Source organism: Actinoplanes sp. NPDC051343, assembly GCF_044455125.1.
Lineage (GTDB): Bacteria > Actinomycetota > Actinomycetes > Mycobacteriales > Micromonosporaceae > Actinoplanes.
Map to the genome: position 1 here is coordinate 1303067 of NZ_JBITEL010000001.1, position 22507 is coordinate 1325573.

General features: G+C 71.6%; 22 protein-coding genes and 2 pseudogenes. 15 read left to right on the top strand and 9 right to left on the bottom strand.

The features are described from left to right. Positions 1-8: 8 nt before the first annotated feature. Positions 9-356 (bottom strand): Lsr2 family protein, encoded by a 348-nt coding sequence (locus tag ACIA5C_RS05835; RefSeq protein ID WP_396052040.1) that lies wholly within the window; start codon positions 354-356, stop codon positions 9-11. 198 nt (positions 357-554) lie between these two features. On the opposite strand from ACIA5C_RS05835, the gene ACIA5C_RS05840 reads away from it, so the two are divergent. Together ACIA5C_RS05840 and ACIA5C_RS05845 are read left to right on the top strand one after the other, a co-directional pair. Continuing rightward, positions 555-986, top strand: a complete 432-nt coding sequence (locus ACIA5C_RS05840; protein WP_396051645.1) for a hypothetical protein — start codon at positions 555-557, stop codon at positions 984-986. After that, positions 977-2293 carry a D-alanyl-D-alanine carboxypeptidase family protein gene (locus ACIA5C_RS05845; RefSeq protein WP_396051647.1) on the top strand — a complete coding sequence of 439 codons (1317 nt, stop codon included), beginning with the start codon at positions 977-979 and terminating at the stop codon, positions 2291-2293. Before ACIA5C_RS05840 ends, ACIA5C_RS05845 begins: the two co-directional genes overlap by 10 nt. Here the strand turns inward: ACIA5C_RS05845 and ACIA5C_RS05850 are convergent. Continuing rightward, on the bottom strand, positions 2238-2726 hold the full coding sequence (locus ACIA5C_RS05850; protein WP_396051649.1) for a DUF456 domain-containing protein: 489 nt from the start codon (positions 2724-2726) through the stop codon (positions 2238-2240). The two genes, ACIA5C_RS05845 and ACIA5C_RS05850, sit on opposite strands and share 56 nt — an antisense overlap. A 190-nt stretch (positions 2727-2916) precedes the next feature. On the opposite strand from ACIA5C_RS05850, the gene ACIA5C_RS05855 reads away from it, so the two are divergent. Next, entirely contained in the window at positions 2917-3834 is a 918-nt protein-coding gene (locus ACIA5C_RS05855) for a sigma-70 family RNA polymerase sigma factor (protein WP_396051652.1), read from the top strand. Positions 3835-4110: 276 nt separating this feature from the next. Here ACIA5C_RS05855 and ACIA5C_RS05860 read toward each other — a convergent pair whose 3' ends face one another. Further along, entirely contained in the window at positions 4111-4299 is a 189-nt protein-coding gene (locus tag ACIA5C_RS05860; protein WP_396051654.1) for a hypothetical protein, read from the bottom strand. A gap of 254 nt (positions 4300-4553) precedes the next feature. Here ACIA5C_RS05860 and ACIA5C_RS05865 point away from each other — a divergent pair, with 254 nt between their 5' ends. After that, positions 4554-5396 (top strand): helix-turn-helix domain-containing protein, encoded by an 843-nt coding sequence (locus tag ACIA5C_RS05865; protein WP_396051656.1) that lies wholly within the window; start codon positions 4554-4556, stop codon positions 5394-5396. Further along, positions 5386-5631, top strand: a complete 246-nt coding sequence (locus ACIA5C_RS05870; RefSeq protein WP_396051658.1) for a DUF397 domain-containing protein — start codon at positions 5386-5388, stop codon at positions 5629-5631. The genes ACIA5C_RS05865 and ACIA5C_RS05870 overlap by 11 nt, the downstream gene beginning before the upstream one ends. On the opposite strand, the pseudogene ACIA5C_RS05875 reads toward ACIA5C_RS05870, so the two are convergent. Both ACIA5C_RS05875 and ACIA5C_RS05880 read right to left on the bottom strand, forming a co-directional pair. Beyond that, positions 5628-6598 (bottom strand): annotated as a pseudogene (locus ACIA5C_RS05875) (IS481 family transposase). The gene ACIA5C_RS05870 and the pseudogene ACIA5C_RS05875 sit on opposite strands and share 4 nt — an antisense overlap. A gap of 105 nt (positions 6599-6703) precedes the next feature. Next, positions 6704-8980 (bottom strand): HelD family protein, encoded by a 2277-nt coding sequence (locus ACIA5C_RS05880; protein WP_396051659.1) that lies wholly within the window; start codon positions 8978-8980, stop codon positions 6704-6706. Between the two features lie 265 nt (positions 8981-9245). Here ACIA5C_RS05880 and ACIA5C_RS05885 point away from each other — a divergent pair, with 265 nt between their 5' ends. Next, the gene (locus ACIA5C_RS05885; protein ID WP_396051661.1) at positions 9246-9764 is read left to right on the top strand and encodes a hypothetical protein; all 519 of its coding nucleotides are present in this window, start codon (positions 9246-9248) and stop codon (positions 9762-9764) included. 44 nt (positions 9765-9808) lie between these two features. On the opposite strand, the gene ACIA5C_RS05890 is transcribed toward ACIA5C_RS05885, so the two are convergent. Next, a complete protein-coding gene (locus ACIA5C_RS05890) occupies positions 9809-10672 on the bottom strand; it encodes a sigma-70 family RNA polymerase sigma factor (RefSeq protein ID WP_396051662.1) in 864 nt (287 codons plus the stop codon). A 167-nt stretch (positions 10673-10839) separates the two neighbouring features. On the opposite strand from ACIA5C_RS05890, the pseudogene ACIA5C_RS05895 reads away from it, so the two are divergent. The 6 genes and pseudogenes from ACIA5C_RS05895 to ACIA5C_RS05920 form a co-directional block, all read left to right on the top strand. Beyond that, positions 10840-12001 (top strand): annotated as a pseudogene (locus tag ACIA5C_RS05895) (DEAD/DEAH box helicase); the annotation flags it as partial. Positions 12002-12559: 558 nt separating this feature from the next. Further along, the gene (locus ACIA5C_RS05900) at positions 12560-14413 is read left to right on the top strand and encodes a hypothetical protein (protein ID WP_396051664.1); all 1854 of its coding nucleotides are present in this window, start codon (positions 12560-12562) and stop codon (positions 14411-14413) included. Beyond that, entirely contained in the window at positions 14406-15932 is a 1527-nt protein-coding gene (locus tag ACIA5C_RS05905) for an ABC transporter substrate-binding protein (protein ID WP_396051667.1), read from the top strand. Before ACIA5C_RS05900 ends, ACIA5C_RS05905 begins: the two co-directional genes overlap by 8 nt. A 144-nt stretch (positions 15933-16076) precedes the next feature. Then, positions 16077-16619, top strand: coding sequence for a MauE/DoxX family redox-associated membrane protein (locus ACIA5C_RS05910; protein WP_396051669.1), 543 nt, complete (start codon positions 16077-16079; stop codon positions 16617-16619). Beyond that, complete coding sequence (locus ACIA5C_RS05915; RefSeq protein ID WP_396051670.1) at positions 16619-18403, top strand: ABC transporter ATP-binding protein; 1785 nt, start codon at positions 16619-16621, stop codon at positions 18401-18403. The genes ACIA5C_RS05910 and ACIA5C_RS05915 overlap by 1 nt, the downstream gene beginning before the upstream one ends. Beyond that, entirely contained in the window at positions 18400-19302 is a 903-nt protein-coding gene (locus tag ACIA5C_RS05920) for a BTAD domain-containing putative transcriptional regulator (protein WP_396051672.1), read from the top strand. Before ACIA5C_RS05915 ends, ACIA5C_RS05920 begins: the two co-directional genes overlap by 4 nt. Here the strand turns inward: ACIA5C_RS05920 and ACIA5C_RS05925 are convergent. Further along, a complete protein-coding gene (locus ACIA5C_RS05925; RefSeq protein WP_396051674.1) occupies positions 19251-19658 on the bottom strand; it encodes a S26 family signal peptidase in 408 nt (135 codons plus the stop codon). The genes ACIA5C_RS05920 and ACIA5C_RS05925 overlap by 52 nt on opposite strands. A gap of 146 nt (positions 19659-19804) precedes the next feature. Between ACIA5C_RS05925 and ACIA5C_RS05930 the strand changes: the two genes are divergently transcribed. Beyond that, positions 19805-19993, top strand: coding sequence for a hypothetical protein (locus tag ACIA5C_RS05930; protein ID WP_396051676.1), 189 nt, complete (start codon positions 19805-19807; stop codon positions 19991-19993). A gap of 60 nt (positions 19994-20053) precedes the next feature. Continuing rightward, on the top strand, positions 20054-20593 hold the full coding sequence (locus ACIA5C_RS05935; RefSeq protein WP_396051678.1) for a hypothetical protein: 540 nt from the start codon (positions 20054-20056) through the stop codon (positions 20591-20593). On the opposite strand, the gene ACIA5C_RS05940 is transcribed toward ACIA5C_RS05935, so the two are convergent. Continuing rightward, positions 20590-21216 carry a hypothetical protein gene (locus ACIA5C_RS05940; RefSeq protein WP_396052042.1) on the bottom strand — a complete coding sequence of 209 codons (627 nt, stop codon included), beginning with the start codon at positions 21214-21216 and terminating at the stop codon, positions 20590-20592. The two genes, ACIA5C_RS05935 and ACIA5C_RS05940, sit on opposite strands and share 4 nt — an antisense overlap. A gap of 17 nt (positions 21217-21233) precedes the next feature. Between ACIA5C_RS05940 and ACIA5C_RS05945 the strand changes: the two genes are divergently transcribed. Next, complete coding sequence (locus ACIA5C_RS05945; RefSeq protein WP_396051679.1) at positions 21234-21410, top strand: hypothetical protein; 177 nt, start codon at positions 21234-21236, stop codon at positions 21408-21410. Here ACIA5C_RS05945 and ACIA5C_RS05950 read toward each other — a convergent pair. After that, on the bottom strand, positions 21384-22418 hold the full coding sequence (locus ACIA5C_RS05950; RefSeq protein ID WP_396051682.1) for an App1 family protein: 1035 nt from the start codon (positions 22416-22418) through the stop codon (positions 21384-21386). The genes ACIA5C_RS05945 and ACIA5C_RS05950 overlap by 27 nt on opposite strands. Positions 22419-22507 lie beyond the last annotated feature (89 nt).

The following is a 22507-nucleotide window of genomic DNA, read 5'->3' on the forward strand; positions in this document are numbered from 1 at the left end:
TGCGCCTATTAGCGGCCGTTGGCCGCACGGTAGGCGTCGCTCACGCCCTGCGGAATGCGCCCGCGCTCCGAAATCTGGTGCCCGTTGGCCACCGCCCACTCGCGGATCAGCCGGTTTTCGTCACGGGAACCCGCGGTGCGGGCCGGTCCGCTGCGCCGGGCCGGGATGCGGCCGGCCGAGCGCCCGAGCCGGGTGCCCGCATTGATGTACGGGTCCAGCGCCTTACGCAACTTTCCGGCATTGGTCTCGGAAAGGTCGATCGTGTAGTTCACCCCGTCCAGACTGAACTCGACGGTGCGATCGGCCTTCTTTCCATCCAGATCGTCGATCAGGGTAGTGATTACCTGCCGCGCCATAATGACTCCCGAGTGTCCGATCAACCGCGCACAGTCTCGCTCCTTACCGGCTTCTCGCGCAACTCTTCCGGCTGATTTCGCATTTCTTTTCGCACCACCACCCGATCGGAATTCAAATGGCGGGACGTCATTCACCAGGAAACGATGCGGAAAGATGCGGGTGGAAGGGCCGTCCGCGGTCGCGTTAGGGTCCTGAGCATGGACGACGAACGCGCGGCCTGGCAGGAGCAGCGGCGGCGGGCGGTCGCCGGGCACGCGGCCGCGCAGGACGCCGACCGGGCGGCCGAAGCCCGTGAGGCGAGCGCCCTGCTGGCCGATTTCGTCCGGCGGGCCGCCGAGCGCGGCCTGGCGCCCCAGCCGCTGTCGGCCCGCACCTTCGACGGCCGGTCGACCTACCGCACCCGCGTCAAGGGGTGGTACCTGAAGTCCAACCGGTCGGTCGCGGTCGGCGAGGACGGCGCCTACTACGTGCTGTCCGTGCCGTCGTCGCTGAGGTCACGCTTCGCCGGGGCCGAGATATCGCCGAGCGTCCCCCGCATGATCGTCGGCGCCGGCGGCGGGGACGGCGAGACGGTGCCCCTGGGCCGCCTGCTCGACAAGCGTCTCGAGCACGGGGTCTCATGGCCGTAATCCCTCGTCTTGCGGCGGCGGCAGCCTCCGTGCTGCTGCCGGCCCTCCTCACCGCCGCCCCGGCGCAGGCGGCCGTCCGCGCACAGGCCGCTCCCCCGCCGGCCGCTCAGGCGCAGGTCGTCGGCGCACCGGCGCGAGCCCGGGCGCAGGCGGAGATCCCCTGCCCGAAGCCCAAGGTGATCGAGAAACCCAAGAACGTCCCTCCACGGCCCGTCCCGCCGCCCGACAACCCGGCCGACACCGCGATCGGCGGCCCCGCCCTGGCCACCCACGGCCTGGTCGTCCCGCTCGGCGCGAAGCCCCCGCCGGCCGTCACCGCCACCACCTGGATGGTCGCCGACCTCGACACCGGGCAGGTCCTCGGCGGCTGCGGCCCGCACGTCCACCAGACCCCGGCGAGCGTGCAGAAGACGCTGCTGGCCGCCACCGTCATGGACAAGCTCGACCCGCGGCAGGTCATCACCGCCGTTCCGAGCGATCTGAAGATCGAGGCGCACTCGTCGGCCGTCGGCATCGTCCCGGGCGGGCGCTACTCGATCGGGACGCTCTGGCTGGGCCTGCTCCTCAACTCGGGAAACGACGCCGCCAACGCGCTCGCCCGGCTGGCCGGGGGCGGCGGCCCGGACGGCGTCGCCCGGACGGTCGCCGCGATGAACGCCGAGGCGAAACGGCTCGGCGCGTTCCAGACCCACGCGGTCACCCCGTCCGGGCTCGACGGCAAGGGGCAGTTCACGAGCGCCTACGATCTGGCGCTGATCGCGCGGGAAGACTTCACGAAGCCGGACTTCCGCCGGTACGTGCTGACGAAGACGGCGTACATGCCGGCCCAGCCGAAGCTGAAGAAGCCCGGATTCCAGTTCCAGAACGAGAACAAGCTGATCTACAACTACCCGGGCGCGATGGGCGGCAAGACCGGATTCACCACGGTCGCCCGCACCAGCTACATGAGCGCGGCCCAGCGCAACGGGCGCCGGCTGGTGGTCACGCTGCTCGGGGCCGAGACCCGGCCGATGCGCGGTTGGCAGCAGGGCGAGGCCCTGCTCAACTGGGGGTTCTCGCTGCCCCGGGACGCCTCGGTGGGCACCCTGATCACACCGGCCGACGTCGCACCCAGGCCGTCGGCCGAGTCGGCAGCCGCGAAAACGAGCGCTGGTCCGGCCGTACCGGAAGCGCGGGCCGCATCCGGCCCGCCGCGCACTCTTGAAATTGCCGCGACCGCCTCGGTGGCCGGGGTTCTGGCTCTGCTCGCCGTCAGGCTGCGAGCAGCCCGAAAACCCAGACCACCGCGACAGCAACCGACGTCGTGAACTCGATCAGCATCGCCAGCCCCGCCGCGGTGATCGCCTCCCGGGTCGACGGCCACGCCCGCCCGGGACCCAGCCGCACCCGCTCGACCAGATAAACCCCGAGCACGAACCCGATCACCACGCCGACCACCGGGATCACGAAGAAGCCGATCAGGCCCAGCGCGCCGCCCGCGAACAGCGCGGAGTTGGGCACGCCCACGCTCTTGAGCCGCTTGCCGGGCAGCAGCCACTTGATGGCCGCGCCGAGCACGGCCACCACGGTCGCGATCGCCAGGACGATCCAGCGCAGGTGACCGGCGCCGCTCAGCAGCGCCCACAGCACCACCCCGAGCCAACTGAGCAGCAGGCCCGGCACCACCGGGATGACCACGCCGACGATGCCGAGCGCGATCACGAGACCGGCGATGACGTCCACCGCGATGTTGCCATTCATGGGTTCATGCTGCCGTCCGGCCGCAACAAACCTCAAGCCGGGGTCCCCGCAGCCGATCGTTCCGGCCAGGAATCCCTTGCAACCGGTACGCACCTTGACGTGACCGAAAGCAGCACCTTCGGACACGCAGAGTTCCTCCTGTCAGCCGGAAGGCCTCACCGGGCCGCCGACTTCAAACGGGGGAAACGACATGACCAGCACCGCCACGACCGCTGCCGACTTCGACGCCGACACCACCGCCGTGACCGTGCTCTCCGCCCGCGAGCAGGAAGAGCTGATCCGCACCCACATGCCGCTGGTCGGCCACCTGGTGCGGGACATGCTCAGCCGCATCCCCAACCACATCCACCGCGACGACCTCACCAGCGCCGGCCTGCACGCCCTGGTGACGGCGGCCCGCGGCTGGGACCCGCAGCGCGGCATCCCGTTCCACCGCTTCGCCTCGACCCGCATCCGCGGCTCGATCCTGGACGAGCTGCGCGCCCTGGACTGGGCGACCCGCTCGGTGCGCACCAAGGCCCGCGCGACCGACACCACCCGCACCCACCTGACCACCACGCTGGGCCGCACGCCCACGCCGGAGGAGCTGGCGCAGGCGCTCGGCACCACGACCACCGACCTGAACCAGACCGACACCGACGTGCAGCGCGCCACCGTACTGTCGCTGCAGGGCTTCACCACCAGCAGCGCCGACGACCTGGTCACCGAGAAGAACCCGGGCCCGGAGGACATGCTGATCCGCCGCGAGCAGATCGGCTACCTGCACCACGCCATCTCCTCGCTGCCGGACCGCCTGCAGCTGGTCATCACCGAGTACTTCCTGCGCGAGCGCCCGATGGCCGACATCGCCGCCGACCTCGGCGTCACCGAGAGCCGCATCAGCCAGCTGCGCGCCGAGGCGCTGGCCCTGCTCAAGGACGGCCTCAACACCCACCTGGACCCGGAGCTGGCCCCGACCCCGGACAACCCGGAGAGCATCACGGCCCGCCGGCGCGCGAACTACTACGCCTCGATCGCCAGCAGCACGTCGATGAACAGCCGCCTGGCCATGACCAACAACCACGGCCACACCCGCTTCGGCGTCGGCATCCCGGCCACTGCGGCCTGACCTCTTTCGAAAAACCAGCGGTGGGTCCGGCATTTGCCGGACCCACCGCTTTTTCCGGTACGCCCTCAGCACCGCCGACCAGCTTCCTCGTCAATCCATTCGACGTCACCGCCGAGGAGGAGACCGCATCGCTCCGCGCTTTCCGCCGAGTAGAAGGTGGTGCCGGTTTTTTCGGGCCACGCAACACAAATAGCCGAACCGCCGGGCAGGCCGAGCCCGTAAGCCACCGGACCCTCCGCCCCGACGAGCCGGAACCGGCGCGGCACCGGATCCTCCTCAGCTTCCGGAGTTCGGCGCCGCACGGGCCACCTCCCCGCCGTTGCCGCAGGAGACGCAGAAGACGCAGGTGACGCACCCGAGCGTGGTGCCGCAGCAGGAGCTGAACCGTGGCCGCTCCGGCTTGGCGAGCAGACCGGCCACCACGCCGAGGACGAGCCCGGCGATGACGCCGACGGTCGCGAGCATCGATCACCCCTTGTGATCACTTGTATCGATTGGGTATAGATGCTCAAGCTGATCGGTGGAGGGGTCAACCACTCATGATGTCTTTTGCGCGGTTGATCTTCCCCGGCGCGGAAATTTCTGGTTGACCGCTCACATCCACGTCCCGGAGGCTTCCACGGTGGAAGGTGCCGGGGAACCACAGCGAACGGAGGCGGCCCCGGATGACGGAAGCGGTCGCAGGCTCGACGATCCCCCGGCGCATTCTCGGCGTCGCGTTGCGGCAGGCCCGGACGCGCGCCGGTAGGACACAGGTCGAGGCGGCCGAGGCCATCGACCAGTCCGAGCAGACGGTTCGGCGCATCGAGCAGGGTACGGTGCCGACCCCGGCCGGCAAGGTCGACAACCTCTGCCGCCTTTACAACTCGCCCGCGCAGACCCGCGAGGCGCTGAAGGCGCTGGCCCGCGAAACAAAGGGCACCGCACGACGGTGGTGGCATTCACGCGGCGACCTGGTGAGCAGCTGGTTCGAGGTGTACGTCGCCCTGGAGCAGATGGCCAGCCGGGAACGATCCTTCGACCCTTTCCTGGTCAACGGGTTGCTCCAGGAAGACGGTTATATGGAACAGTCGATCCGGTACGCCGCACCCGAGCTCAGCGACGAGGACGTGGCCGCGGCAGCCGAGGTGCGGCACTCCCGCCAGCAATTGCTGACCCGGGCATTTCCCGCGCCGCTGCGGCTGGACTTCATCATCGGTGAGCCGGCCTTGCTGACCAGGCTCCCCGAATCAGTGATGCGAGCCCAGTTGTGGAAGCTGCTCAAGGCGACTGAACTACCCAATGTGACAGTGCGGGTCCTGCCCCTGTCGGCCGGACTCCACGTTGCCTGTGTCACCGGTGCCTTCACTCTGCTGGATTTCCCGGGCGACGGTGACAGCCCAGCCGCTCCGACCACTTTCTACAGCGAAAACCGGACCGGGGCGCTCTATTCCGAGGCGCCACCTGAGGTGGCCACGTACGAGGCGGATTGGACAGCTCTAGAGGCGGCCGCCCTCGACGTTGACCAGACGATCGGATTCTTGTCCTGCCTCATGAAGGAGCTAGTCGACCGTGAACGTTGACCTGACCGGCGCCAACTGGACCACCGGACGCTCCTCCGGCACCGGCCAGTGCGTCGAAGTAGCGATCGAACTGCCGGCCATGCCCGGCCACGTCGCCGTGCGCGACTCCAAGGACCGCGACCGCGCGGCCCTGGTCTTCACCGACGCCGAGTGGGCGGCCCACCTGGCCAGCGTCCGCGACGGGCTCTACGACAAACAGCCGCAGCGCCCGTCGCCGACCCTGTCGACCAGCTAGGTGTAGTGAGCAGGACCGTTGTTGACACGGCTGATGGGTGGCTGGTCTCCGAGCGCGGTGTGGGTTCGATGGTGATTGTATTCGTGGAGCCAGCCGGGGAGGGCGTCGGCGCGGTCCTGGCTGTTGGTGAAGGGTCGGGAGTAGATCCATTCGTCGGACATGGTGCGGTTGAAGCGTTCGGCTTTGCCGTTGGTCTGAGGCCGGTAGGAGCGGGTGAATCGGGCTTGGGCGCCGAGTGCGGTCAGGGCTTGTTTCCAGGCCCGGCCGCGGCGGTAGGCCATCGCGTTGTCGGTCATCACGCGTTCGATGGCGGGGATGCCCAGGGCCGCGAAGTGTTCGGCGGCGCGGTGCAGGAACCCGGCGCAGGTATCGGCTTTCTCGTCGGGGTGAATCTCGGCGTAGGCGAGCCTGGAGTGGTGTCGATGGCGGCGTGGACGTATTCGTAGCCGACTCTGGTGCCGGCGCGGGCGGCGAGGTTCTGGATGCTGCCGCGGCCGTGGACGCGCCAGCCGCCGCCTTCGCGTAGCCGGCCGATTTTCTTGACGTCGACGTGGATCAGTTCGCCGGGCCGGTCGCGTTCGTAACGGCGGATCAGCTGGCCGGTAGGACGGTCGAGCCAGGCGAGACGGTGCAGTCCATGGCGGGTCAGTACGGCGTGGATCGTGGAGGCGGGCAGGCCGAGCAGTGGTGCCAGACGGCGCGGGCCGCGTTTGGTTCTGGTTCGTAGTTCGCAGACGAGGGCTTCGAGTTCAGGGCTGGTCTTGCCGGGCAGCCGATGAGCTGTGCTGGGCCGGTCGGTCAGCCCGGCGTCGCCTTCGGCGCGCCAGCGGGTCAGCCACTTGTAGCCGGTCGCGCGGGACACGCCTAGTTCTTCGACGACGTGGGCTACCGGTCGGCCGTCGCCGACGACACGCTGGATGAGCAGCCGTCGGCCGTGCAGGGTCAGCCGGGCATTACGGTGGGCCATAGAGACCTCCGGTCAGGGTGAAAGCGTCGCAACTTCCACCTCGCCGGAGGTCTTCTCATTGATCAAGCCGCCACGCCGTGTCAACAACGCTCATGGTCACTACAGCTAGGCGGCCAGGGCGGACAGCACCTTGGGCAGATCTGCCGTGTGCAGCACGCCCAGACGCTGGGTGGCCCGGGTGACCGCCACGTACAGGTCGGACAGTCCGCGCGGGCTCTCGGCGATGATCTGGTCGGGTTCGACCACCACGACGGAGTCGAACTCGAGGCCCTTGGCCTGCCGGACGGTCATCAGGACGATCTGGTTGAGCAGGTCGGGCTGTTCCCCCACGGCCGCACCGGGAACCGCCTCGACCAGGGCCCGGCCCAGTTCGGCCTCGCGCGCCTCGGGCACGAGGACCCCGACACGGCCCTCGCCCGCTTCGGCGGCCTCCAGGCGTACGGCCGCAATTATCTCCGCGGGAAGCGCGACCGGCGGCACCCGCAGCGACCACGGCGCGACGCCGGCCGAACGGACCGACCGCGGCGGCTGGAGGGCCGGGTCGACCGCGGCCAGCACGTCCGCCGCGACCGCCATGACCTCGGCCGGTGTGCGGTAGTTGACCGTCAGCTCGACCAGGCGCCAGCGCTGACCGACGTACGGCTCGAAGACCGCGTCCCAGGTGGTCGTGCCGGAGAGCTCCGACGTCTGCGCGACGTCGCCGACCGCCGTCATCGAGCGGCTCGGGCAGCGGCGCATGAGCAGGCGCCAGGCGAGCGGGGAGAGTTCCTGCGCCTCGTCGACGATGACGTGGCCGAAGACCCAGGTGCGGTCGGTGGCGGCGCGTTCCGCGGCGGTGCGGGTGTCGATCACCTCGTGGCGTTCGACGAAGGCGCTGGCGTCGACCACGTCGGTCGCCGAGAGGATCTCCTCTTCCTGGTCCTCGAAGTCGAGCGAGCGGGAGCCCTCGACGATCTCGAGGACGCCCTCGGCGTATTCGATGGCCTCGCGGCGTTCCCGCGCGACCTCGCGGGCCCGGATGGTGTCGTCGACGCCCAGGAGTTCGGCCAGTTCGTCGAGCAGGGGTACGTCGGCCGGGGTCCAGCGGGCGTCGTGCGGGCGCAGCAGGAGGTCCCGATCCTCGTCGCTCAGGAGGCCGGCGGTGGCGCTTTCCAGGCGTTCACGGTGACCGAACAGGTCGCGCAGCACCTGCCGCGGCGTCAGCACCGGCCAGAAGTCGAAGAGCGCCATCTGGACGTCGATGTCCTCGCGCAGCTCGCGCCGGGTCTCGGCCAGGTCGGCCTCGGAGAGCAGGTTTTCGCCGCCGAGCGGGTCGGCGCCGATGCGCTCGGCGATCTCCAGCGACAGGGCGTGGATGGCCTCGGTGACGAAGATCGAGCGGGCCACGTTGTGCGGCCGGCCGGACCGCCGGGCCACCGCCCGGGCGTCCTCGAGCACTGCGCGCTCGATGCGCAGCGGGTAGCCGTCGTGGTCCACCTCGGCGAACGTCTCCGGCACGGTCTGACGGTCGGCGACCGCCTTGGCCAGCACGTCGAGCATGACGGTGCCGCCTTTGAGGGCGGCGGCGGCGCCGGATTCGGCGGCCCGTGCCCGTACGCCGGGGAACATGTCGCCCAGCGTGGCCAGCAACACACCGGTCTCGGCGAGCGACGGCAGCACCTGTGAGATGTAGCGCAGGAACGTCGGGTTGGGCCCGAGGATCAGCACGCCCTGCTTGGTGAGCTGCTGGCGGTAGGTGTAGAGCAGGTAGGCCGCCCGGTGCAGCGCGACCGCGGTCTTGCCGGTGCCCGGGCCGCCCTGCACGACCATCACCCCGGGCAGGCCGGCCCGGATCACCTCGTCCTGCTCGGCCTGGATGGTTTCGACGATGTCGCGCATCCGGCCGGTGCGGTTGGCGGTGAGCGCGGAGAGCAGCGCGGCCTCGCCGGTGACGTCTTCCCGGTGTCCGTTCTGCGGGGTCGAGAGATCGAGCACCTCGTCGTCGATGCCTGTGAGTTTCCGGCCGCGCGTGCGCAGGTGCCGGCGGCGGGTGACGCCGTCCGGTGAGACCGCGGTGGCCAGATAGAACGCCCGTGCGGCGGGCGCCCGCCAGTCGACCAGAAGTGGATCGCGATCGGCGTCCTCGGCGAACAGGCCGATGCGGCCGATGTAACGCGGATTGTCGGCCTGGAAGTCGAGGCGGCCGAAACAGAGCGCGTTTTCCACCGCATTCATCTGGGCGAGTTGCTCGGCATAGTGATGGCGGGTGGCCTCGCGCTGGGTGCGGCCCTGCGGGGTGCCGCCGCTCTCCAGCAGAATCGCGCGCAGGCGGTCATCGGCCTGCGCCCGCAACTGATCGAGACGCTCGTAGAGGGTGGTCAGGTACGCCTGTTCGGAACGCATGTCGGCATCCCGCGTCTCCGTGGCGGAGCTTGACAAAGCCACTCCCCTTTGTGTTAAACTCCCGCTGATTTAGGCAGCCCAGTTGGCGTCGACAGCCAATCTTGGCTGTCTTTTTTATTTCCCGGGCAATCAGCCAGATTAGCGCATCGACCGGCGTACCCAAACCCGTGCCGGTCAGGTTACGGCTCACCGGTTTTCTGTCCGCAATCCGTCAACTTCCCCGGCGAGCCGTTACGCGCGACGGCCCATCGACATTAGTCCGGACATGACCCACATCCACCCGTTCCGACGTATCGCCGCGGCGGCCCTCATCGCCGTCGCCGCCCTGGGCGTGACCTCCGCCTGCACCAAGGACGACGCCCCGGCCGGGAACGCCGCGGCCGCCGCGGGCACCGGCCCCGAGCCGAAGACCATCGACGGCGCCAAGGCCGCCGCGCAGACCGTCTTCGATCGCTTCTCCGGAGGCGACTTCGCCGGCGCGTGGGACATGTACACCACGGCCGGCAAGGCGGCGATCAGCCAGGCCGACTACGTCAAGCTGAACCAGGCCTGCTCCCGCAAGGGGCTGGCGATCCAGCTGAGCAGCGCCCGCATGGACGGCACGGACAAGGCGATCGTGATCGCCAAGCAGCTGGTCGCGACCCAGTCCTACACGATGGTCTACGAGAACAACGCCTGGAAACTGCAGCCGGCTCCGGAGGGCCTCGCCCTCTACAAGCTCGGTGCGGTCAAGGCGATCGCGGCCCAGAAGAAGGCCGGCACCTGCGCCGGTTCCGGCGCCTGAGGACGTACGCGTGTGCCCGCCGCGGTGCTGCGGCGGGCCTTCCCTCAAGCCGCTACGGGCAGTCCGTCCGGGCCGGTCATCGCGAGGCGGGTCCGCAGCGAGCCGCGCTCCCCGATCTGCTCGTAGTAGGCCGCACGCCGCCGGGCGACGCAGCCCTCCTTGACCGGGCTCTGGGCGGCCAGCGCCGGGTCGAGATGGGCGTTCAGGCCGTCCTTGAGCAGACCCAGCGCCTCGGCCCGCAACTGTGATACTCGCGACTCGGTGACACCGAGGTCGGCCGCGATCCGGGCCATCGGCCGCTCGTCGAAGAAGTAGCCCTGCACCACCACGCGCAGCCGCTCCGGCAGCGCGTCGATCGCGTGCCGCAGGTAGCCCAGCCGCTCCCGCCGGATGAGCATCTCCTCCGGGCCGGCACTCGGCTCGGTCACGACGTCCTCGGCCCCGGCGGTGGCGAACCCCTGAAGACTGAACACGACCGCCCGCTGCACGTCGTCGTCGGCCGACTCGATGTCCTCGGTGCTGCAGCCCAGCCGGTCGGCGACCTCCTGCAGGGTCGGGGTGCGGCCGAGCTCGGCGGTCAGCTCCTGGCGGGCCGCGTCGGTACGCCGGGCCCGCTGCCGCACCGAGCGGCTGGCCCAGTCGAGGCCGCGCAACTCGTCGAGCAGGGCACCGCGGACCCGGGCGGCGGCGAACCGGGCGAACGGCACGCCCCGCTCGTCGTCGAAGCCGCGGGCCGCGCCGACCAGGGCGGCGTATCCGGCCGACATCAGGTCGTCGCGGTTGACGTGCGCCGGGACCCGGGCCAGCATCTCGCGGACCAGATGCCCGACCAGCGGCATATGCTTCTGGACGACGTCCTCGCGACGGCGGTTGGCGTCAAGCGGATTGGCGTCAAGTGCACCGCTCATGTGGGGGTTCTCCTCGGCTACCGGCCGGCAGGGGGATACCAGCGCTGAGAAGAACGGTCAATCACGCTGAGTGCTATTCGGGTCGCTGTCGGGTGCGAAACGGTTGCTTTCGCCGAACCCACGTACAATCGATCGTTCGTGCAAGAAATCTTGGGAGTCCCCACTACATGAGCACCTTCTCCGAGCTCGGCGTGCCCGAGGCCCTCACCACGGCACTCACGGAGCTCGGCATCACCACCCCGTTCCCGATCCAGGCGGCCACGCTGCCCGACTCGCTGGCCGGACGCGACGTGCTGGGCCGCGGTCGCACCGGTTCCGGCAAGACGTACGCCTTCGTGCTGCCCCTCCTCGCGCGGCTCGCCGCCGCCGGCCGGCCGCGCAAGCCGGGCCGGCCGCGGGCGCTGATCCTGGCGCCGACCCGCGAGCTGGCCACCCAGATCGACGCCACCATGGCGCCGCTGGCCGCCAAGCTCGGGTTGCGCACGCTCACCGTCTTCGGCGGCGTCGGGCCGACCCCGCAGATCCGTGGCCTCCGGGCCGGGGTCGATGTCCTCGTCGCGTGCCCGGGCCGGCTCGACGACCACCTCCGCAACGGCCACGCGTCCCTCGACGCGGTCGAGATCACCGTGCTCGACGAGGCCGACCACATGGCCGACCTCGGCTTCCTGCCGGTCGTCCGCCGCCTGATGGACCAGACGCCGTCCAACGGCCAGCGCATGCTGTTCTCGGCGACCCTCGACAACGGTGTCGACGTGCTGGTCAAGCGCTTCATGCACAAGCCGGTCACGCATTCGGTCGACTCGGCCACCGAGGCACCGGTCGAGATGTCGCACCACGTGCTGCACGTGCGCGCCGACGACCGCTTCCCGGTGCTGGTCGACCTGCTGGCCGCACCCGGCCGTTCGGTCGTCTTCACCCGCACCAAGCGGCGGGCCAAGGTGCTGACCCGCCAGCTCATCCAGGCCGGCGTCCCGGCGGTCGAACTGCACGGCAACCTCGCGCAGAACGCCCGCAACCGCAACATGGCCGCCTTCTCCGACGGCACGGCGGGCACGCTGGTCGCCACCGACATCGCGGCCCGCGGCATCCACGTCGACGACGTGGCCCTGGTCATCCACGCCGACCCGCCGGTCGAGCACAAGGCGTACCTGCACCGCTCGGGCCGCACGGCCCGGGCCGGCGCGGCCGGCACGGTGGTCACCCTGATGACTGACGATCAGCAGGCGGAGGTACGCGACCTGACCCGGCGCGCCGGCGTACGCCCGACGACCCGCCGCACCCGCCCCGGCGACCCGCTGCTGGCCGAACTGGCCCCGGGTGAGCGCACGTTCGTGGCCCCGTCGGCCGCGTCGAGCTCCACCGGCCGTGACTCCGACGGTGCCGGCGGTTCGTCGACCGGCCGTTCCGGTGGTGGGCGCTCCCGGTCCGGTGGCTCCACGCCGGCCGGCGTGTCCTCGGACCACGCCGGCGACGCGTCGGCCGGACGGTCGGGTCGTGGCCGTGGTCGTGGCGGCCGCCCGGCGGCCGCCGGCGGCGAGCAGCACGCGCCCGGTGGCCGCTCCGCCCGGACGCGGTCCGATCAGCGCGGCACCGGTCGCGCCGAGCCGTCCGGCGCGAGTCGCGGCGGCACCGCCCAGGGCGCCGGCCAGTCGCGCGGACGCCGCAGCGGGTCGACCCCGGTGCACACCAGCGAGACGCGGTCGGGGTCCGGTTCCAACGGCGCCCGCCCGTCGTCGTCCGGTGGTGCCGCCGCGTTCTCGGCCGGCACCCGCGCCGGCCGCCGCGGCAACCGCTGACCGGCGGGGCAGGCGCCCCAACGGGTGAGCGGTCCGAAGGACGGACTTGTTGGGCGACGGATAGGGAACACGGGGCCGACATCATGGCCCCGTGTCCTCCACAGGCGACCGTGACGAGATCACCGCCCGGATCCTCCGGGCGGTCCGGTGGCCGCCCGCGCAACCGGCGTTTCCCGTCTTTCTGGTCGGCGGGCCGGTCGGCAGCGGCCGGACCACCCTGCTGCGGGACCTCAACCGCCTGACCGGAAAGGTGCACAGCGCCTTCGTGTCGAGCGCCGACCCGCAGGTCGGCTCGCCCACCGAGATCATGTCGGTCCTGGTGTGGCAGCTCATGAAACGCCAGACCGGCGTCGGTGACCTGCGCTTCGCCCGGTTCCTGCTGGGGCGTTTCGCCATCGCGCACCTGGCCGGCATCGACGATCGGGCGCAAGCCGGCGCCCGGATGAGCGTCCTGCTGCGTGAGCTGCGCCGCGGCCGGCTGCCGGACAACGTGACGGCCTTCGCCCGGCGTTCCATCGACCTCGCCGTCAAGGCCGCCGCACCGGCCGCACCGGAGGGCCTCGGCGAACAACTGCTGTCGCTGGTGCACGCCGGCTTCGGCCGCCTGCGGCTGCGCGCCGAGCCCTGGTGGCGTACCGACGGCAACTCGGCCTCGGCGTGCGACGCGCTGGTCGGGCTCAGCGGCGAGGCCCACTCCAAGGACCCGGGCGAGCGGCGCGGAGCGGACGTACGGCTTCTGAAGGCCCTTCTCGCCGACCTCGCCGACGACTACCGGCCGCTGCGCCGGGACGTGATCCGGGGCGGTCCGCGGCAGGCCGGGGTCGCCTGCGTCGCGCTGATCGACGACGCCGACCGGGGCGGCGGGGCGGCGTTCCTCGAGCTCCTGATCTCGGCGCGGAGGGCACCGGGGCACGTGCGCGACCCACTCCTCGTCGTCGCGTCGACCGGCCGCCCGCTGCTCGGCGCCACCTTCCGGAAGACCGGTCAGCCCCCGCGCAGCGGATGGCACCTGCCGATCGAGCCGCTACGCCTGAACGGCCTCCCGTTCACCCGCCCGCACGCGCTGCCCGCGCGGGTGAGCGCCGGGCACGCCGGCGGATTCGACCTGCTGAACCGGGACCCCGGCGCGGTACGCCGGCTGCTCGGCGCCGGCCAGGCCCTGCGGGACGAGTTGCTCGACGCCATCCCCGCCGACATCCGCGAGCCGCTCATCACCTGCTCGGCGGCGCACGAACTCACGCCCACCACGGAGGCCGCCGCGCTCGGTGCCGGCGCGGACCGGCAGCCCGGCCCGGTCATCGCCGCGGTCCTCGACTCACTCTGGGCGGTCCCCGACATCGCGCCGGTACGGCTGCACCCGTGGCTGCGTACGCTCCTGCTGCTCTCGCTGCGGCACCGGCCCGAGTCGCATCCCGACAGCTGGGCCCGGGTACACCAGCGCCTGTCCGGCCACTTCCGGCTGGCCCGGGACCACGACGGTGTCTTCTACCACCATCTCGCCCTGGCCGGTTGCGAGAAGCGGCTCGGCCTTCCGGACCACCGGCACCTGCTCTTCGTCAGCCGCCACCTGCGGCGGGCCGCCGAACGCCGGCCCGATCCCGCCGAACGACAGCCCGGTCCCGCCGAGACCGCCCGGCGCTGGCTCGACTGCCTCGACGCCGTGTGCCGGGCGCCGAACGCCGTCGCGGCGGACACCGCACCGGCGGAGAAGGACGTCCTGGACGGTTTCCCGGAGGAGCCCGTGACCGGCGACATCGCCCGGCTCGTCGTCGGCGAGTGGCTGCGATCGGATCCGCTGGGCGGCGATCCGGCGTGGCGGCTGCGCTACTCGGGGCGGCGGTACGGGGAGCTCGCGGTGGCCCTCCACGCGTCCCGCCCGGCCCTCGCCGACGCGCTCTACTCCCGCGCCGACGAACTGCAGAAGAAGGCGGACGGACTTGACTGACGGCCACGTGCTTTCCCCGATCGAGCCGGTCGGCCCCAGCCGCATCCCCCGGATCGCGCTCTGCGTGGTGCTGGCGCTCGCCGTGCTGACCGGCGTAGCCGTCTGGGTCATCCACGAGATCGGGCAGCCGGACTCCTGCGGCGCCGGTGTCGTCAAGGTCGGCGGCTCGGACGAGTGTGTCGGCGTCTCGGACGGAAGTTACCGTTTCGTCCTCGGCGACGCCACGATCGACGGAGACCTCGGACGCCTGGAGGATCTGATCGCCAAGCAGAACGCCTCGATCGGCAAAGCACGACACGTCACGATCGCGTACGCGTTGCCGATGCCCTGGAACGACCTCGGAACGCTGACCAGGATCAGCGTGCTGCACCAGCTGGCCGGCGCCTGGGCCGCGCAGTCCGCCGCCAACGCGGGCCCGGCCCCGCTCAAGGTCCGCCTCTTGATCGCTAACTTCGGCCACGACGGCGTCGGCTGGCAGCAGGTGCTCACCGGCCTGACCACGGCCGGCGACCCGGCCGACGTGGTGGTCGGACTGGGGCAGAGCATCCGGAACACGTACCAGCTCGCCGGCGGGCTCGCGAACGCCGGGCGGCCCATGGTCGGCGCGATGATCACCGCCGACGACCTCAACGGGCACACCTTCCCGAACCTCTATCGCGTCGGCCCGACGAACACCCAGCAGATCGCGGCCGCCATCGCCTACCTCCAGGGCGCCTTCGACGAATCCGCCCTCGACCGGGTCAACGGCGTCTACGTGATCGCGTCCGGCACGCCCCAGGACAACTACGTCGTCAACCTCACCAAGGCGTTCAAGCAATCCGTGCCGCACGCGGTGACGCTGACCTACGACGGGCAGGCACCGGGCTGGAGCCAGGCCCTGGACACGTTCGCCGCCTCGATGTGCGGCGCGCATCCGAGCGCCGTCTATGTCGCCGCGCGGGCCGCGCAGCTGCAGTACTTCGTCGAGCAGGTCGGCGCACACTGCGACTCGCGTATGCCGCTGACCGTCCTCAGCGGCGACGACGCCGCGGCGCTGGTCAACAGCGCGGACGTCGCGTTCACCAGGCCGTTGCGCGAGAGCGCGCTAACGATGGTCTACACCGCCATCGGATATCCCGGGGCATCGACCGGCAGCCGGCCGCCACGGTTGACCGAGCTCAGGGGCCGGCTCGACCCGGTCAACATCGCCACCGACCTCACCGACGGCAGCGCGATGTCCGCCTTCGACGCCGTCGAGCTGGCGGTCGGCGCCGCCACCTTCGTCATCAGCGCACTTCCGCCCGGGACGTCGGGTGGCAACCTGTTCAACGGGTTCGCCCAATTCAACCGGGCCAACCCGTTCTGCGGCGCCACCGGCCCGGTCGCGCTGGTGACCGACGACAGCCCGCGGCGCGGGGACGCCTTCGAGAAACCGATCCCGGTTCTGCGCCTCCTGCCCGGCAGGGCGACCTCACTGAAGCTGCTCTACACCCCTACCGACGACCCGCCGCCCGTCTGCCGCGGCGGCCCGGCTTCTTGATCTTCGGTCCACGATCGATCGACGTTTGTCGATCGCCGTTCCGGTACCGCACACGGGTTGACATGGCCCTTCCGATGAACGAATCATCGGGAAGCGTTCTCGCTGACTGCACGGAACGGGGGCTTGTGCAGTGCTTGCTTTGCCATGTCCACAGCAAAGTTCCGGCTCATGATCCGGGCCTATCTCGGCACCGTCGCCGCTCTCGTGATCGCCGGAGTCTTTCTCGTCTCGGCCGCCGGCAAAATCCGTAACCCGGGGGCCTACCGCGGCTTCCGCACCTCGGTGACCGACCTCACCGGCCTGCCGCCCGGCCCGGCCCGGCTGACCGCCCCGGCGGTCATCGGCGCCGAACTGCTCGTCGTCGCGCTGGTCGCGATCCGCAGCGTCACCGCGCCGATCCTGGCGCTGCTGCTGCTGACCGCCTTCACCGTCGTGCTCGGCCGCGCCCGGACCCGCGCCACCGACCGGCCGTGCAACTGCTTCTTCGCCTCGACCAGCCCGGTCGGCACCCGGCACGTGGTGCGCAACATCGTCCTCATGCTGGTCGGCGCGGCCGCCCTGGCGCTACGCACGATGCCGCTCGCGCCCGGCGGCTGGGCGATGGCCGCCCTGGCCGCCGGGCCGCTGGTCGCGGTCGTCGTCTACTGGGACACCCTGGCCGATCTCTTCACCCCGATGGCCGCCTGATGGCGGTCGCCCGAGCGGTCGCCGACTATGTGCGGGCCGCACCCGGAATCGCCACGCTCCGACTGGGCACGGCGCTGGTCGCGGGGATCGCCCCGGCCGCGGTCGCCTGGCTCACCAAGGTCGTGCTCGACCGGCTCACCGCGGACGACGGGCGGCCGATCGCCGTACCGCTGGTGGCGCTCGCCCTGCTGGGCGCCGCGATCGCCATCGCCGGGCACGCCGTGCACTACGCCACCGGCGAGATGGGCCGGAGGGTGAGCGCCCGGAGCCTGGTGCGGCTCTTCGGCGCGGTGTGCGCGCCGGTCGGCATCGCCGAACTCGAGGACCCGGCCTTCCACGACCGGCTGCGGCTGGCCCAGCAGGCGGCCGGGGGCGGGATCGCCCAGCTCGCCGAGTCGGTGGTCGACGCCGGACAGTCGGTGGTCGCGCTGGCCGGGTTCCTGATCGCCCTGCAGACCATCTCGCCGCTGACGACGCTGCTGGTGGTGGGCTCGGCCGTACCGATCCTGGCCGCCCAATGGCGGCTGGCCCGGCAGCAGACCGAGAACCAGGCCGAGATGAGCCCGATGCTGCGGCGGCAGGTCTTCTACACGACGCTGATGCTCAACCCCCGGGCGGCAGGCGAGATCCGGCTCTTCGGGCTGGGTGATCTGTTCCGCGGGCGGATGCTGTCCGAGCTGCGGGCGGCCCAGCGCGGGCAGCACCGGGTCGACCGGACCACGCTGCGGGTCGACGCCGCGCTCTCGATCCTGACCGCGGCGGTCTCCGGGGCCGCCCTGCTGGTGCTCGCCGCCCGGATCCGGGCCGGGCAGGCCGGGGTGGGCGACCTCGCGGTGCTGATCGCGGCGCTGGCCGGCGTGCAGGGCGCGCTCGCCACGACGGTCGGCCGGCTCACCGGGCTGGGACCGCTGCGCGCCCTCTACGACGACTACACGGCGGTGGCCGGCGGCCCGCCCGCCCCGGCCGGCCAGGAACCGGCACTCGCCCCGCTGCGCCACGGGATCGAGTTCCACGACGTGTGGTTCCGCTACCACCCCGACCACGACTGGGTGCTGCGCGGCGTCGACCTGCGCATCCCGGCCGGTGAGTCGGTGGCGCTGGTCGGGCTCAACGGGGCCGGGAAGTCCACTCTGGTCAAGCTGCTGTGCCGCCTCTACGAGCCCGATCGCGGCCGCATCACCTTCGACGGCGTCGACCTGCGCGACCTCGGACCGCAGGCCTACCGCCGCCGGATCGGCGTGCTGTTCCAGGACTTCATGACGTACGAGCTGACAGTCACCGAGAACATCGGCGTCGGCGACGTGGCGGCGCTCGAATCCAGCGCGAAGATCACGGAGGCCGCCGAGCTGGCCGGCATCCACGAGCGGATCGCCGCCCTGCCGGCCGGCTACGACACGATGCTCAGCCGGATGTTCGCCGGCCACGACGGAGCGGGCGCGCAGCTCTCGGGCGGCCAATGGCAGCGCCTCGCGCTGGCCCGGGCGCTGCTGCGCCGCGACGCCGACCTGCTCATCCTCGACGAGCCGTCGTCCGGCTTGGACGCGGCCGCCGAACGCGAGATCCACGCCCGGCTGACCGAGATGCGGCACGGCAGCGCAAGCCTGCTGATCTCGCATCGCCTCTCGGCCGTCCGCGACGCCAACCAGATCGTGGTGCTGCGCGACGGCGTCGTGGCGGAACGCGGCGACCACGACACGCTGATGGGCCGGGGCGGCGACTACGCCCGGCTGTTCCGCTCGCAGGCCGACGGATACCAACTGACAGGTGGCGGTGACGACCGATGAGCGACTCGATCACGTTCGGGCTCAACGTGCTCGGCCCGATGGAGGTGAGCGTCGGCGGGCGGCCGGTGGTCATCGGCGCGCAGCAGACCCGTACGGTGCTGGCCGTGCTGACGATCGGGGCCGGCTCCGTCGTGCCGGTCAGCCGCCTCGTCGACGCCCTGTGGCCGGAACGGCCGCCCCGCACGGCGGTGCTCAAGGTACAGGGCCACATCTCGGCGCTGCGCAAGCTGTTCCGGCTCGCCGCGGGCGAGCCCGCGGCCGCCGCGCTGATCACCCGGCAGCCGGGCTATCAGCTCGACGGCGCGACCGTACGCAGCGACGTGCACGACTTCACCGAGCTGGTCGACCGGGCGTCCGCGGCCGACAACCCGCACGACGCGGCCGGGCTGCTCGGCCGGGCGCTGCGCCGCTGGCGGGGCCCCGCCTTCGCCGACATCCCGGCCGGCGAGGTACGCCGCCACGCCGAGCGGCTCGACCAGCTGCGGATGCTGGTCGCCGAGGACAAGGCGGCACTCGAGCTGCGCCGCGGCCGCCCGCTGGCCGTCCTCGAGGACCTCGGCCCGGTGGTCGACGCAGACCCGCTTCGCGAGCGGGCCCGGGAGCTGCTGATCCGGGCCTACCTGGGACTCGGCCAGCGGCACGCGGCGCTCGCCTGCTACGAGGCGGGCCGGGTGCAGCTGCGCAAGGAGCTGGGCATCAACCCGTGCTCGGCCCTGCAGCGACTGGCCGCCGGCATCCGCGACGGCGACCCGGCCCAGCCCGGCCATCCCGCTCGGCCTGGCCATCCCGCTCAGCCCGCTCAGCCCGGCCCGGCGAGCACCCGTCCGGCGAAGCCGGGCGATCCGGCTCAGCCCAGCTTGCGCAGCACCCGGCCGGTCAGCCGGGCCGCCGGGAGGTAGCCCCACTCCCTCGAGTCCACGCTGGTCACCCCGTCACCGAGCACGACCAGGCGCCCGGGCGGCACCACCTGGCCGGTCCGTGCGCCGACCGCGCCCAGCACCGAAACCGGCACGAGGTCGCCGGGCACCGCCGCCACCCGCTTGACCACCTGACCGGCATGGCCTCGGCGACCGCCGGTGAACACCACCACGTCACCGGCCGACACGGAAGCGGCCCCGCGTGCCACCAGCAGCCGGTCCCCCGGGCGGTAGGCCGGCACCATGCTGTCGCCGACCACCGTGACCACCATGAGGCGCCGCCGCAACGCGACCAGCGCGGTCGCGACGAGCCCGGCAACAACCGCGACCAGAGTCATGGCTGCATCATGGCCCCGCGGGGCCGGGCCCTCAACGGCGCCGGGAGCGCCGCGGTAGCGGGCGGGTAAGGCGACGGCAACCCGGCCCGGCACTCTGTCGCCGCAGGCCGGGGGACGGTCCCGGCCCCGTTGGTGAGGAGTACCAAATGAAGGCGATCCTTTCGCTGGGCGACCGCATGCTGTCGGCCCTGCTGCCGAAGTCGTCCGCCGACGCGCTGTCCTGCAGCCAGTGCTCGGTCAGCACCTACCTGCTCGGGGAGCCGGGCTGCCAGTGGTACTGCACCCGGACCTGTCCCAAGGGTTCCGGCTGCGCCAGCAAGAGCTACTGCTGCTGACCCCGTCAAAGGTGCCCGCGCGCGAGCGCGGGCACCGAACCCGAGCGAAAAGAGCGGAACATGTCGTACCTCGCAGCGACCGTCGTCATCCTGGCCGTGATCTGCGTCCTCAACCTGATTCTGACCGTCGCCGTGATCCGGCGGCTGCGCGAGCACACCACGATCCTCGAGCAGGCCCGGCGGCCGGCCGACCTGCTGACCGTCGGCACCAGCGTGGCCGGCGTCGAGGCCACCGCGATCGACGGCGCCGCGGTCGACGACGAGTGGCTGCGCGAGGGCCGCAAGCTGATCGCGCTGATGTCCTCCACCTGCTCGCACTGCCTCGACGAGCTGGGCAACGCGGCCGACTTCGCCCGCGCGATGCCGGGCGGGCCGGCCAGCGTGCTCGCCGTCGTGTCGGGCCTCGACGGGCACGGCACCGAGCTGGTCGACGGGCTGCGCGGCGTCGCCACCGTGGTACACGAGCCGGAGGACGGCCCGGCCACGACCGCGTTCAGCGCCTCGGCCTTCCCCGCCTTCTATCTGGTCGTGGACGGCCAGATCAGGAACGCCGGACACCGGGTGGCCGACCTGCGGGCACCGGCCGGAGCGGCCGCTTAAACCGAGACGTCGACCGCGATCTCGTCGCTGAGCGTGAAACCGGCGCACAGGTCGAGTTCGTCGCCGCTCCAGAAGCGCCCGGGGTCGTACCAGTTGGGCTTGCGGCCCCGCGGCAGCAGGCCCATCTCCTCGTACGTCAGCGCCACGACCTCGGCGCAGTAGGCGGTTTCCAGCGCGATGGACGAACGCCGCAGCGACGGGAACCGGCCGCGCACCCAGCGCGAGGCGAGCTGGGCCGAGGACGGGAACGGGGTGCCGTCGAGGCGGGCCACTGTCCTCAGCGCCTTGTCCTCCATGGCCTTGGTGGCGCCGGGGTCGAGCTGGCGCAACCAGCCCCGCTGGCCGTAGCGGTGACCCCAGACCGCGACCGCGTCCCGCAGGTCGTGCAGCTGGACGCCGCGCTGGAAGGTGCCGGACCAGAGGTCGGGCAGCGACTTGCCGAGCTCGGCGTGCCACATCAGGGGCGGCATGTCCTCGATGACCAGCGACATGCCGACGTGGTTGACCGGGCTGTTGGTCAGGGTCTGGATGGCCCGGTCGGGCCCGGACCGGCCGCGGAAGATCCAGATGTCACCCGTGCGCGTCAGGTCGATGGCCTGATCGAGGCTGATGGCGGTCACGATGTGTCTATCCTCAAGCGATGCGTTGGTGGAAGGTTGTGGGACTGGCCGGGTTGGCAGGCGTCGCGGCGACCGGGGTGGTGGTCGCGCGGGCCGAGCGCAAGCGGCGAGCGTATACGTCCGACGAGGTGCGGGAACGACTGCACCAGCGGCTGTCGGAGAGCACGGGCTCAGACGACATCGGAGTCACGGAGTAGGGACCAGAGGCCGGCACCGTCGGGCGCCGAGAACCAGGTCTTGCCGCCCGAGCCGACCGCCTCGGGGTTGCCGGCCGGGCCGGGGATGGCACCGGCCAGCACGGCCTGGGTCGGCGAGAGCCGGCGGATCGCCACGGCGGCCACATTTTCCGGGTGCGCGTGCGCGAACTCGGAGTAGATCTCCTGGTCGTGCTGTCCGTCGTCGCCGATCAGCAGCCAGCGGACGTGCGGGAACTCGCCGGCCAGCCGGCGCAGCGTGGTGCGCTTGTGCTCCTGGCCGCTGCGGAACCAGCGGTCCGGGGTGGGACCCCAGTCGGTCAGCAGCAGCGGGCCGGCCGGGTAGAGGTGCCGGGAGAGGAACCGGCTGAGCGTGGGCGCCACGTTCCACGCGCCGGTCGACAGGTAGAACACCGGGGCGCCGGAGTTGGCGGTGACGAGGCGCTCGTAGAGCACGGCCATGCCGGGGACGGCCATGCGGGCGTGCTCGTCGAGCACGAACGTGTTCCAGGCGGCGAGCAGCGGCCGGGGCAGCGCGGTCACCATCACCGTGTCGTCGATGTCGGAGATGACGCCGAAGCGGCAGGCCGGGTCGATCACCCGGATCGGGGCCTCGACCGGAGCCGCGCCGTCGGCGGTCAGCCGCACACTCCCCCAGCCCGGCTCGAGGTCGCCCTTGACCACGCAGTCGACGTAACCACTGCGGTCGGTGCGGGTCTCGGTGAGCTGGTCGCCCATCTGGATGCGGACGACCTCGTCGTGCACGGGTGAGCTGGTGAAGCTGCGCCAGCCGCGCACCTTGTCCAGGCTTCGGCCGAAGGTGGCCGGCCGGGTGAGCACGACCCGGGCCATGACCCGGGCCCAGCCGGGAGACCCGTAGCCGGTGTAGGCGGTGATGACCGGCTGCCAGCCGCGGTTGCGCAACCGGCGCACGACGATCTCGTGGACGGCATCCTCGATGCGCGCGGCCCGGTGCAACCGGGCCGCGGGCGATTGTGAAGCACGCGCCACGCGGTCTTCCTGCCCTTCTGCTCGTTACCCGGTTACGGTACCTGCCCGGTACGACAGCCGCGCGCGAACGCACGATCGACCAGGTGGGC